The organism is Actinoplanes sp. ATCC 53533 (assembly GCF_003947245.1).
Genome location: NZ_QHHV01000164.1, coordinates 21509 through 34180, shown reverse-complemented (window position 1 = coordinate 34180; position 12672 = coordinate 21509). Strand labels below are relative to the sequence as shown.

General features: G+C 70.5%; 11 protein-coding genes. 3 read left to right on the top strand and 8 right to left on the bottom strand.

Annotated features, from left to right (window positions below; translation table 11 throughout):
* The 6 genes from DMB66_RS42445 to DMB66_RS42420 all read right to left on the bottom strand — a co-directional run.
* Positions 1–694 (bottom strand): ABC transporter ATP-binding protein (locus DMB66_RS42445; RefSeq protein ID WP_148112814.1); only part of this gene is annotated, 694 nt, incomplete at its 3' end.
* Between the two features lie 6 nt (positions 695–700).
* On the bottom strand, positions 701–1642 hold the full coding sequence (locus tag DMB66_RS42440; RefSeq protein WP_125809777.1) for an ABC transporter permease: 942 nt from the start codon (positions 1640–1642) through the stop codon (positions 701–703).
* The gene (locus tag DMB66_RS42435) at positions 1635–2561 is read right to left on the bottom strand and encodes an ABC transporter permease (protein WP_125809776.1); all 927 of its coding nucleotides are present in this window, start codon (positions 2559–2561) and stop codon (positions 1635–1637) included. Before DMB66_RS42435 ends, DMB66_RS42440 begins: the two co-directional genes overlap by 8 nt.
* Positions 2562–2694: 133 nt before the next feature.
* Complete coding sequence (locus DMB66_RS42430) at positions 2695–4329, bottom strand: ABC transporter substrate-binding protein (RefSeq protein ID WP_370320301.1); 1635 nt, start codon at positions 4327–4329, stop codon at positions 2695–2697.
* 269 nt (positions 4330–4598) lie between these two features.
* Complete coding sequence (locus DMB66_RS42425; protein ID WP_125809775.1) at positions 4599–5264, bottom strand: response regulator transcription factor; 666 nt, start codon at positions 5262–5264, stop codon at positions 4599–4601.
* Entirely contained in the window at positions 5261–6487 is a 1227-nt protein-coding gene (locus tag DMB66_RS42420) for an ATP-binding protein (protein ID WP_199752941.1), read from the bottom strand. The genes DMB66_RS42425 and DMB66_RS42420 overlap by 4 nt, the downstream gene beginning before the upstream one ends.
* Positions 6488–6938: 451 nt before the next feature.
* On the opposite strand from DMB66_RS42420, the gene DMB66_RS42415 reads away from it, so the two are divergent.
* The 3 genes from DMB66_RS42415 to DMB66_RS42405 all read left to right on the top strand — a co-directional run bounded on the left by DMB66_RS42415 (position 6939) and on the right by DMB66_RS42405 (position 10426).
* On the top strand, positions 6939–8426 hold the full coding sequence (locus DMB66_RS42415; protein WP_125809774.1) for a PspC domain-containing protein: 1488 nt from the start codon (positions 6939–6941) through the stop codon (positions 8424–8426).
* Positions 8423–9076 (top strand): phage holin family protein, encoded by a 654-nt coding sequence (locus DMB66_RS64535; protein ID WP_233625235.1) that lies wholly within the window; start codon positions 8423–8425, stop codon positions 9074–9076. Before DMB66_RS42415 ends, DMB66_RS64535 begins: the two co-directional genes overlap by 4 nt.
* Before the next feature lie 105 nt (positions 9077–9181).
* Positions 9182–10426, top strand: coding sequence for a phosphatidylserine decarboxylase (locus DMB66_RS42405; protein WP_125809773.1), 1245 nt, complete (start codon positions 9182–9184; stop codon positions 10424–10426).
* A gap of 117 nt (positions 10427–10543) precedes the next feature.
* Here DMB66_RS42405 and DMB66_RS42400 read toward each other — a convergent pair whose 3' ends face one another.
* Complete coding sequence (locus DMB66_RS42400; protein ID WP_370320297.1) at positions 10544–11512, bottom strand: phosphatidylcholine/phosphatidylserine synthase; 969 nt, start codon at positions 11510–11512, stop codon at positions 10544–10546.
* 249 nt (positions 11513–11761) lie between these two features.
* Positions 11762–12667, bottom strand: a complete 906-nt coding sequence (locus DMB66_RS42395) for an NUDIX hydrolase (RefSeq protein ID WP_125809772.1) — start codon at positions 12665–12667, stop codon at positions 11762–11764.
* Positions 12668–12672: the final 5 nt, after the last annotated feature.

Genomic DNA, 12672 nt, shown 5'->3' with positions numbered 1-12672 from the left:
TGTCATGGGTGATCAGGATGAGGCCCATGTTGCGCTGCTGCTGCAGCTCGGCCAGCAGGCCCATGATCTGCGCCTGCACGGTCACGTCGAGCGCCGTGGTGGGCTCGTCGGCGATCAGCACCTCGGGGTCGAGCGCCAGCGCCATGGCGATCATGACGCGCTGGCGCATACCGCCGGAGAACTGGTGCGGGTAGTCGCCGAACCGGAGCTTGGCGCCCGGGATCTTGACCTGGTCGAGCAGCTCGATGGAGCGCTGCTTGGCGTCGCCCCGCGACATGCCCCGGTGCACCCGGAACAGCTCGGCCATCTGGTAGCCGACGGTGAACACCGGGTTCAGCGCCGACAGGGCGTCCTGGAAGATCATCGCGATCTGGTTGGCCCGGACCTTGCGCCGCTCGTTCTCGGGCAGCTTCAGCAGGTCGACGCCGCGGTACTTGACCTCGCCCTTGGTGATGAAGCCGGGCGGGCTGTCCAGAATGCCCATGATCGCCTGCGCGGTCACCGACTTACCGCAGCCGGACTCCCCCAGGATCGCCAGGGTCTCGCCGGGAGCGAGGGTGAAGTTGGCGCCGTTGACGGCTCGCGCGACGCCGTACTGGGTGCGGAACTCCACGTGCAGGTCGGTGACCTCAAGCAGCGGGGCCCGCGGATCGAGGCCGGGTAGGACGTCGATCTGCGCCTTGATATCGGTCATCTCGGGTCACCGCAACTTCGGGTCGAAGGCGTCGCGCACCGCGTCGCCCAGCATGATGAAGGCCAGCACCGTGGCCGCCAGGAAGATCGACGGCCAGATCAGCGGTCCCGGTGCGGTGCGCACGTAGGAGCCCGCCTCGGAGATCGCGATGCCCCAGGAGATGGCGTCTCCCTTGAGCCCGATGCCGAGGTACGACAGGGTCGCCTCGCTGGCGATGTTGGTGCCGAGCAGGATCGTCAGCACGACGATGAACGACGCGACCGAGTTCGGCAGGATGTGCCGCATCATCAACCGGGCCGGGCCGGCGCCGAGCATGCGGGCCGCAGCCACGTAGTCCTGGTTCTTCGACGCGATCACCGAGGAGCGCATGATGCGCGCCGCGGTGGTCCAGCCGAGCACGCCCAGGGTGACGGTGACCGCCACGACGCCGTTGCTGGTCGGGTCGGCCGAGAGGCGCTTGGCCAGCACGATCGCGGCGAGCAGGAACGGGATGCCGAGCACGATGTCGATGAAGCGCGACAGGAACGCGTCGACCCAGCCACCGAAGTAGCCGGCCCCGAGGCCGAAGATCAGCCCGATGACCCCGGAGAGCAGGGTGGCCAGCACCCCGACCTGGATCGAGTTGCGAGCGCCGTAGATGGTCTTGGCGTAGACGTCGCAGCCCTGGAAGTCGTAGCCGAAGAAGGCCGATCCGCTCGCCGCGCCGTGCTGCCGGCTGAGCGCGCAGGAGCGGGGGTCCGCCGAGGTGAACAACGTCGGGAAGAGCGCCATCAGCAGGACGACCGCGACCAGGATCGAGGCGACCCAGAAGATCTTGCTGCGGCGCAGGTCGATCCACGCGTCGCCGGCCAGGCTGCGGGGCTTGTCGCGCTTGTTGGCGTGCCGCGGCTCCTGCGGTGATCCCGCGCCCGGGCCCTGCGCCGCTGCGACTGCTTCGAGATCACTCATAACGAATCCTCGGGTCGAGGGCGGCGTACAGCAGGTCGACCAGAAGGTTCACGACCAGGAAGACGATGACCAGAATGCTGACGAAACCGACCACCAGCGGGCCGTCCTCGGTACGGATGCCGCGGAACAGGTTGAACCCGACACCGGGGATGTTGAACACGCCCTCGGTGATGATGGCACCGGACATCAGGCCGCCGATATCGACGCCGATGAGGGTGACCACCGGGATGAGTGAGTTACGCAGCACGTGCACGCCGATCACCCGCTGACGGGACAGACCTTTCGCGCGGGCAGTGCGAACGTAGTCCGAGCGCAGGTTCTCAGCGACGGACGCGCGGGTGACCCGCAGCTCGGTCGCGAGCACCGTGCTGCCCAGCACGAGAGCGGGTAATAACAGCGCGAAGAGGCTCGGATGCGCGCCGGCCGTGGGCGGGAACCAGCCGAGCTTGATGCCGAAGATCAGCTGGGCCAGCGGAGCGAGCACCACGATCGGCAGCGACAGCAGGACCAGGGTGATCACGAGGGTCGTGTTGTCGAACAGGCTGCCCCGGCGGATGCCGGAGACGACACCGGCGAGGATCGCGACGGTCGCCGCGATGACGATGGCGAGCAGGGCGAGCCGGATGGTGACGGGCCAGGCCTGCACCATCATGTCCTTGATCTGGCGGCCGTTCAGCGATGTACCGAAGTCACCGGTGAGCAGGCCCTTCATGTAGTACCAGTACTGCGTGAGGAAGGGATCGTCGAGGTGGTAGCGCTCGGTAAGAGCCTGACGCACGCTCGCTGAGATGGGTCGTTCGCCCGCCAAGGCCTGGATGGGGTCGTCCTGGTTGGCGAACACCAGCGCATACACGATGAAGGTGGCCCCGAAGAAGGTCAGAACCATCTGGAGTAAGCGCCGCACGATATAGCGGAACATACGGATTTAGCCTCTTCCGCGGAAGATGCGCCACCGAGCCTCGTGGGCGCGGTGGCTGTAATTAGGGGGGAACGCAATGGTGGCGCCACGGTTACATAGAATCCGTGGCGCCACCACCGCACTAACGGCTAGATCAGCTGGTGGTTTCGATCGTGTAGAGGTCGACCTTGGAGAACAGGTCCATCTTCACGTTCTTGACCTTCTCGGAGTGGCCGAAGACGTTCTGGCCGAACCGCAGCGGGATCACCGGCATGTCCTGGGCGAGGATGTCCTCGGCCGCCTGCCACTTGGCGATCGACGCGTCGGTCGTCGCCGCCGCCGAGCCTTCCTTGACCAGGCTGTCGAAGGCCGGGTTGCTGTAACCGTAGTAGTTGGAGGAACCACCGGTGCCGTACAGCGGGCCGAGGTAGTTCTCCATCAGCGGGTAGTCCATCGACCAGGCGAGCCGGATGAGGCCGACCGGCGACTTCTTCTCGACCTTGGTCAGCAGGTCGGAGAACTTGGGCTCGCCGGTGCCGGTGCACTCGACCCCGAGGGAGTCCTTGATCTGGTTGCACATGGCGTCGACCCAGGGCTTGTGGCCACCGTCGGCGTTGTACGAGATCTGGATCTTCGCCGGGCCGCCGTTCGCGGTGTAGAGCTCCTTGGCCTTGACCTTGTCGTACTTGCAGTTGTCGCCACAGCTGTTCTCGCGGTAGCCGGCGACAACCGGGGACACGAACGAGGTCGCCGGCGTCTGCGAACCGAGGAAGATCTGGTCGGTCATCTCCTGGCGGTTGACCGCCATGGAGAGGGCCTGACGGACCTCCTTCTTCGCGAACTCCTTCTGGAACGTCGGGAAGCCGACGAACGCGAAGTAGGAGCTCGGGCTCTTCTGGAAGCGGTCACCCAGGTCGCCCGGAGCCGCGGCCAGGCTCTCGATCGGGATGGTCGTCTGGACGTCGACGTTGCCCGCGGTGAGGTCGGCGTACTCCGCCTTCTGGTCCTGGTAGATCTTCCAGGTCACACCGTCGATCTTCGGAGCGGGGCCCTTGAAGCCGTCGACCTTCTCGACCACGATCTGCGCGTCGTGCTCCCAGGTGCCCTTCATCTTGAAGGGACCGTTGCCGACCAGCGCCTCTTCGAAGCCGTCGGCGATGACGCCGGGGGCGGAGAAGGCAGCCTTCGGCAGCGGGAGGAAGGCGGTGTAACCCATGACGGACTTCCAGCCGGCGAAGGGCGCCGACAGGGTCACCGTGAAGGTGTTGTCGTCAACCTTCTTGAGCCCGGTCAGCGTCTTGGCCTTGGGCTCGGGGGCCTTCTTCGGGCCCTCCTCGCCGTCGGGGTCCGTCGCCTGCAGGTCGGCGTAGCCCTCGATGCGCTCGTAGAAGTAGGCCGCACCCTGGGCGTTGGGCCCGTATGCGCCGTAGTTCCAGGCGTCGATGAAGTTGTCCGCGACGACGGGCTCGCCGTTGCTGAAGGTGAAGCCCTGCTTCAGCTTCACAGTCCAGACCTTGTTGTCGGTCGAGGTGACCGACTCGGCACCGACCTCGACCGGCTTGCTCTGCGCATCGAAGTCGATGAGCGGGTAGAACAGGGACGCGAGCACGGCCGCACCGCTCGTCTCCGTCGTGTTCGACGGAATGAGGTGCTGCGGCTCTACAATGCCGATCACGATGCTTTTGGACGCTGCGTCGGTGTCCTCCGACGTGCCTCCAGAGCAACCTGCGGCCAACAAGGCAATGGCGGTCGCGCCGACCGCCATCTTCCATGGGCGATTCCCGAGCATGGGAGCTACTCCTTCAAGGGCGCTCACGAGGGGTTGTGTGAGTAGAGGACACCTTCGCACAGTGCCCCTAGGCCCTGGCGGCGCCGTTATCAAGCCGATATTCGCCCGATACGCCCCCGAGGGCCCTTGAAGATCGTCCTTTCGGTCAGGAACATGCCTCTGACCAGGGGTTTCGAGATCGCCGTAGTAGTTCAATAACTTTCCGTAAGGGCATTGTCCGGTTTGAAGCGCGATGCGACATATCGTCCCTACCGGTCGGTGGAGGGGGGTTAGACCAGCCGGCGGTCGGCCGCCCACCTCGACAGTTCGTAACGGTTGGACATCTGCAGTTTCCTTAACACGTTCGACACATGCGTCTCCACCGTTTTGATGGAGATGAACAGCTCCTTGGCGATCTCCTTGTAGGCGTATCCGCGCGCCAGCAGCCGCAGCACCTCGCGCTCGCGGTTGGTGAGCTGGTCCAGTTCGGGGTCCGCCACCGGCACGTCGGGGCGCGACGCGAACGCGTCCAGCACGAAGCCGGCCAGCCGCGGGCTGAACACCGCGTCGCCGTCGGCCACCCGCCGGACCGCCGCGGCGAGCTCGTCCGGGGAGATCGTCTTCGTGACGTAACCGCGGGCGCCTGCCCGGATCAGGCCGATCACATCCTCGGCGGCGTCGGACACCGACAGCGCGAGAAACTTGACCTGCGGATGGCTGCGCCGCATCGCGTCCAGCACCGCGCGGCCGCCGCCGTCGGGCATGTGCACGTCGAGCAGCACCACGTCGGGAGCGGTCGCGGCGATCCGGGTCACGGCCTCGGCGACCGTGCTCGCCTCGCCCACCACCTCCACGTGCGCACCGAGCTCGGCGCGCACGCCGGCCCGGAACATGGCGTGGTCGTCCACGAGGAAGACGGTCAACCGCCGGCTCTCCTCGGCTACAGACTCGGTCATCTCGCAGTCTCCTTTCCGGCGGTGACGCTCTCCCGGGAAACCGGCAGCGTCAGGCGTACCTCGGTGCCGTCCCCGGGGGCGCTGCGGATCTCGGCCTTGCCGCCGTGCCGCCGCATCCGCCCGATGATCGACCCGCGAACGCCGTGTCTCGTATCCTCCACCGTCGTCAGGTCGAAGCCTGCGCCGCGGTCGCGGACGAAGACACTCAGCTCCTCGGCCTCGACCTCCGCATACAGCGACACCGTCTGCACGCCGGCGTGCCGGGCCGCGTTGACCAGTGCTTCCCGGGCGGCGGCGACCAGAGCGGCGACCGACTCGTCACACTGCGTGTCGCCCACGACCACCGTCTCCACCGAGATGGCGTACGTGTCCTCGACCTCCGCGGACGCCTGCTCGAGCGCCGCGGCGAACCGCTCGGTCGGTGACGCGCTCGGTTTGTAGAGCCAGTTACGCAGGCTGCGCTCCTGCCCCCGGGCCAGCCGCTGCACCTCTTTGATGTCGGTGGAGTTGCGCTGGATCAGCGCCAGGGTGTGCAGCACCTGATCGTGGATCATGGCGGCCACCTCGGCACGCTCCTGCTCGCGGATGCGACCCTCGCGCTCGGAGCGGAGCTGGCTGAACGTGCGCCAGAGCAGCGGCGCGACCACCACGCCGACCCCGAGCAGCCCGACCAGCGCGAAGATCACCCCATTGAAGACGGCGCTCAGATTGCCCGCCGGCGCGTACACGGCGAGGATGCCGATCACGCCGACCGCGACCAGGACGCCGCCGCCGATGAAGCGGAACAGGAACGAGCGGCGGTCACTCTCCGCAACCACTGCGGCCAGCCAGGGCGCCTGCGGGCTGGCGTCGGCCCACTGGCCGCGGCGGGTCGGATCGGACTGGTGCCAGATCACGCCCGCGCCCACGGCGGTGACCGCGATGAGCCAGCCCGCCGTGCCGGCCACGCCGTTGTCGCCGAAAAGCAGGCCCTGCAGCAGGATGACGCCGAGGCCGATCGCGCCGAACGGGAGCAGCAGCGCCAGGTCGCGCCGGGTGCGGGCGCCGGTGGACAACTGTTGCGGCAGGACCGCCCAGAAGACCGCGTAGAGCAGCAGCCCCAGGCCGTTGAAGCTGAGCAGGACGACGAGAGCGATGCGCACCGCTGTCACCGGGATGCCGAGGTGGCGCGCCAGCCCGGACGCGACCCCGGCGATGACCCGGTGGTCACGCGGCCGGTACAACCGGCGCGGTGTCGGTGGTGCTGCGGTGGCGGTGATCGCTCCTCCTCGGGACAGCCGGCGCGGGCATGCGCCGCGACCTGTTCGATCGTCACACGCCACGGGGGTCCCGGGCCACGGGGAAACTCCCCCATCACCGGCACCGCCGGATCTCAGGGTGGCGTCAGGGTCGCCGCCTGAGGCGCTTCGGGTCGCCTGACCGCCAGTATCGAAGTCATGACCGACGAAGCTGCCCAGTCCCGCGAAGCTGCCGGGTCGTCGCAGGACGCTCCGGCACCTTCGGCCGTCCCGCCTCCGGCGCCGGCTACGTCTCCGGCTGCGGCCGGCCCGCCACCGGCGTACGAGCCGCCGGCCGCGGACGCCCCGCCGACTGCCCGACCCGCCCCCGCCGCCCGGCCCCACGCCCCCGCCCGGCGCTACTCCCCCGCCCGGCGCGAACCCGCCGCCGGGTGCGATGCCGCCTGGTGCGACGCCGCCGCCGTGGTTCGGCGCGGCCGACAGCGGGCCCACGTTCGCCCGGGAGAAGCTGATCCGGCCCACCCGCGGCCGGTACGTCGCCGGCGTCGCCGGCGCGATCGGGAACGCCACCAACACCGACCCGGTGCTCTGGCGGGTGCTGCTGGCCGTGCTGGGCTTCTTCGGCGGCGTCGGCGTGCTGATCTACCTGGTCGGCTGGCTGCTGATCCCGGCCGAGGGCGACACCGCCTCCCCGATCGAGTCCCTGCTCGGCCGCGGCCGCTCGACGACGGCTCCGCTGTCGATCGTGTTGCTCGGCGGGGCCGCGGCGCTGACCTTCGCGTTCATCGTCCGCGACGGCTTCCGCGCCACCCTGCTCGCGGCGGCGGTCCTGATCTGCGGCGGGCTGCTGCTCAGGCGGAACAGCCGGAACAACGCGAGTGCGACCGCCTCGGCGCCGGGAGCCGCTCCCGGACCCACGCCCGGAAACACGCCTGACGCCGCTACCGGAGCCGCGCCGGCCGATGCCTGGTCCGCGGCGACGACGCCGGGTCCCGCCACGTTTCCCCAGCCCACGCCCCCCGCGGCGGCTCCGCCTCCGGCAGCGCCGCACCGGCCCGCCACGACCCCGTTCGCAGCCGCGGCCGCACCGGCCCGCGAACCGGTGACCGCGCCGCTGCCGCCGACTCCGCCCAACTACACCCAGGGGGCTTACGTGCCGCCCAGCACCGCCTACGCACCGCCCCGGCCGCCCGAGTTCGGGCCGCCGACCAGTGGCTACCGTCCGCCGTTCGCCCCACACGGCCCCTGGGCCCAGGGCGGTCACCGGCCGGCGCCGCCCGCCCCGCCCGCCCCGCCGCAGCCGCCACGGCCGCCGAAGCAGCGCCGCGAGCGCTCCAAGCTCGGCCGGATCACCTTCTTCATGATCGTGGTGGTCATGGGGCTGCTGGCCCTGATCGACCTGTCCGGCGTGGACGTCGGCGTCTCGGCCTACTTCGCCGCCGCACTGACCACGATCGCCCTCGGGCTGGTCGTCGGCGCCTGGTTCGGCCGGGCCCGCGGCCTCATCGCCCTCGCCCTGCTGGCCTCCCTCGGCCTCGCCATCTCGAGCGGCGCCGAGACCTTCGGCGGAGAGCTGGGCAACAGCTCCTACCGGCCGCAGAGCATCAGCGCGGTCGCCGACCGCTACGACTTCACCATCGGTACGGCCACCCTCGACCTGCGCGCGGTCGACTTCAGCGGCAAGCAGCAGAACGTCACCGTCGCGATGCGGGTCGGCCAGATCAAGATCCTGCTGCCGGACAACGTCGACACCACCACCACGGTGCGGATGGACGGCGGCCGGGCCCGGGTCTTCGGCCGCGAGTGGGACGGCAAGGACCTCGGCTCGCAGGAGATCACCGACCTGGGGCCGGACGGCACCGGCGGTGGCTCGCTGCGCCTGACGGTCGAACTGAACACCGGTGACCTGGAGGTGACCCGATGAGGCCGCACCGTACCGACGGCATCTCGCTGAGTTTCGGACTGATCTTCCTGTTCGTGGCGGTCTGGTGGGCGATCGCGCAGGTCGTGACCGTCCGGCTGCCCGCCGCGGGCTGGCTGGTGGCCGGCGGGCTGATCCTGTTCGGCGCGATCGGGCTGATCGGCGCCATCCGCTCCGGCCGGCGCACCGAGGTGACCGCCCCGGTGCAGGCCGAGGCGCAGGTGGAGACGCCCGGCGACCTTCCGCCGGAGATGCACGCGGACATCGTCCGTGAGCTGCTGGACAACCCGGCGGACCGGGTCGACCTGCACCCGGCGTATCTGAAGCACCCGGTCTCCGAGCCGCCGGCCGCGCCCCGCCCGGCCTCGGCACCGCCGGCCCCGGCATCGGCCGCCCCGGCATCGCCGACGTCTGGACCGCCCGCCCCCGCACCGCCGGTATCCGGACCGCCCGCCGCGGAACCGCCGGTATCCGGACCGCCGGCGTCGGCACCGCCGGTCGCCGAAACGGTGGTCGAGGACGAACCGACCGCCGCGATGCCGCGCATCGCCGAGGTGGCCGGGGACGAGCCGACCGCCGAGGTCACCCGGGTAGATCACGGTCAGGGCCAGGATCTGGACGGCGATCAGGACGGCGCGCCCGGGCGGCGCTGAGGCGGTTGCGCCGGTCGCGGGTCACACCAACGGGTGCGGCCTGCGGCCGGCGCAATATGCTCAGTGAGCAGAGGAAATCCCACAGCGCGAGGAGCCCGCACGACCATGACGCCGTTTCCCGCCGTGTCCACCGCGCCCGTGACCGGGGTCGGGCCGCGTGCCGCGCGCGCGCTCACCGCCGAGTTCGCTCGGCACAACGCCGCCACCACCGCCCTGGTCATCGGCGCCGACCACGCGTCGACCGTGGTGGCCGCCGCCGTCGAGGCGCTGCTGCCCGGCGACACCCTGACCCTGGTGGCCGGCGAGCGCAGCACCGCCGGACTGCTCCGGGACCACATCACCGGGCTGGGCAGCTGGATCGCCGACCGGGTCCGGATCGTCGAGTCGCTCGCCGAGGCCGACCCCGCCGACGTGGTCATCCTGGGCGAGCCGCTCACCGGCACCGCCGAGGAGGCTCGCGCGGTGCTGGAGGGCCTGACCAAGTACCTCGCCGAGGGCGCCGTCATCTCGGTGGCGACCCCGGCCGTGCCCGGGCGCACCGGAGGCGCCGCCGCCGAACTCTTCCGGCAGAGCGCCCTCTTCGGGGTCGGCACCGACCTGGTGGCCCGCAACCAGCCGCCGCTGCGGGTGCACAAGCTGCGCTTCAGCCAGGCCGCCACGAAGGTGGCCGCGACGCTGGCCCCGGCGTACCGGCCGTCCAGCGTGCCGGTCACCCGGAGCATGCACATCGATTCCAACGGTGTCGCCGCTGCCGGTATCGCCCTGGGCCTGGCCGGAATCGCCCGCACGCTCCGGCCGAAGTCGAAATTGTGGCTGCTACCCGCCTTGGCGGCGGCCCCGGTCGCCGCGTTCTTCCGGGACCCGGAGCGGGACGTGCCCACCGACGCGAACGCCGTCGTGGCGGCCAGCGACGGCCGGGTGCTCTCGGTGGAGCGGCTCACCGACGAGCGGCTCGGCACCGGCGAGTTCCTGCGCGTCGCGGTGTTCCTGTCCGTGCTCGACGTGCACGTCAACCGGGTGCCGGTGGCCGGCCGGGTGACGGACTACTTCGTGATCGACGGCGGCTACGCCAACGCCATGACGGCTGCGGCCGAGCACAACGTGGCGGCGTACACGGTGCTGGACACCGACCACGGCACCGTCGTGGTGGCCCAGCGCACCGGCCTGATCGCCCGCCGGATCGTGCAGCGCACCCCGGTGGGCACCCTGGTGGCCCGCGGCGAGCGGATGGGCCTGATCCGCTTCGGCTCCCGCACCGACGTCTACCTGCCGGCCGACCGCGCCGAGGCCGTCGTGGCGGTGGGCGACAAGGTCATCGGCGCCAGCTCGGTCATCGCCCGCTGGAAGTAACCAAACACAGAAAAGGCCGGCCTGCTCACAGAGCAGGCCGGCCTTTCACGTAGTAACCGCGGCCAAAGTCGGATTGCGCCCGTGGGGCGCAATCCCAGCCGAGCGGAGCGAGGCCATTTACCGTGCGCGCATCCACAGCACCGGGCCGCTGACCAGGTATGCGACCACGAGCAGCGCGAAGGTCAGCCGCGCGTCCACGAACGCGCCCACGGCCGGCAGCGCCCACAGCCACGGCGGGAGCTTCACCAGCCGGGCCAGCTTCGCGTACGGGAAGCTGGAGACCATCGCGAACGCCAGCAGCGCCACGCCGCCCAGCACGGCGACGCCCGGCAGCGGCAGCTCGATCAGCACGGCCAGCGCGAGCACGGCCGCGGCCATGGTCGTCGGCACGCCGGAGAAGAACTTGCCGTCCTTGGGCGAGACGTTGAACCGGGCCAGCCGGATCGCGGCGCAGCCGGCCACCAGGATGCAGGCGAGGGCGGCGAACGCGGTCGGCACGGTGTGCGCGAGCGAGGCGTAGACCACGACGGGCGCGGCCAGGCCGAACGAGCACATGTCGGCCAGCGAGTCCATCTGCGCGCCGAACGGGCTGGAGACGCCGAGCCGGCGGGCCAGCGCGCCGTCGAGCCCGTCGAAGCCCACGCAGGCCACCAGGCAGGCGGCCGCGATCCGGACGTCGCCCTGCATGGCAAGGAAGATCGCCGTCAGGCCCAGCCCGAGGCTGGCCAGGGTGCACGCGTTGACCAGCGCGAAGCTGATCCGGCGGCGCATCGTGTGCGCACCGGGCAGCAGGGAGGCGGCATCCGCCTCGACCACGATCGGCTGGCCTGTGGGGGCGTGGCTGCCGGAGGTGGCTACCGCACGGCTGCGGCTGTGGGGGGACGGGACGAGCTCCGTACCGGTGTAGATCACCTCGGCCCGGGTGGCGGTCGCGGCCCGCCCGGCGTCGCCGGACCTGCGCCCGACGCGCACCAACAGGGCCTGCCGGGCGATCGTTCCGCCACGGCGCAGCCGGCCTGCCCAACGACGTCCGGCGGGACGGGGACTATCCGTCGTACGGCGCCGGCGCCAAGGGGTTCTCGGCACGTGCTCCTCCATCTGGGGGTCGGATGCCCGCCGGCTTGAGTCGCGGCGGGGTGCTGCCCTTCGCCCGTACGTCTACGGACAGTCACGTGGGCGGGTTACACAATCGCATAGCCGAGCGGTCTTGGCGATAGACCACATCAACCACCGTTGCGCAACGACGTCCTTTGGAGTTTTCATCCTCAGACGGGCAAGGGACGCACGGTCACTGCCTGGCCCTGTGACGAGTCTAACCGAGGCCATCCAGAGCGATCACCGATGAGCCGTTTCGGCGGCGAGCCGCCCGACCGCGTCCCGGGTCACTTCGGTCAGCGGAAGATCACCCACCGTATCGGAGTCGAACCAGCCCGCCGCGACGGTGGACCCGCCCGCCGCCTCGATGACCACCGGTTCCGTCGGCTCGTCCACCCGCACCCGGAACAGCACCCGCACCACGTGCCAGTCGATCGGCACCCCCTCGGGGCCCAGCGCAGCGGGGTCGTGCCGGTGCGAGGCGCTCAGCAGCCCGGTCACCCTGCCGCGCTGCCCGGTCTCCTCGATGATCTCCCGGGCGAGCGCCTCCTCCGGCAGTTCGCCGTGGTCGGTGCCGCCGCCGGGCAGATGCCATCGGCCCGCACCCGGGTAACCCTCCGCGATCATGGTCAGCAGGATCCGCCCGGCCGGGTCGGTGACCAGCCCGTACGCGCCGAAGCGCTGGCCGCGACCGGGGGTCGGGGCGACGCTTCCGGCCGGATCGTCCGGCACGTCCGACGGGGTGCCCGCCTGCCCGAGGACCACCGCGGTGAACGGCATCAGCGGCAGGCCGGCCGGGTCCACCCAGTCGACCAGTTCGGTGCTGCCCGCGGCCTCGTTGCGCAGGCTGCCGCCGTCCGGCCGCACGTCGTAGATGATCCGATCGGTGTGTTCCCACGTATCTGTCAGCGGCAGCCGGAACACGTCGGCGGTCACGGAACGGAGGCCCGTCACGCGTACCGTCAGGCCCGTCTCCTCGGCGAACTCCCGGACGACCGTGTCGTCCGGATGTTCGCCCTGCTCGACGCCGCCGCCCGGCAGGGTCCAGAGCCCGGGGAACGCGGACAGCTGGGAGTTGCGGGCGAGCAGCACCCGGCCGGCGGCGTCCCGGCAGAGACCGTACGCACCGATTCGTCTGACCTTCACACCCT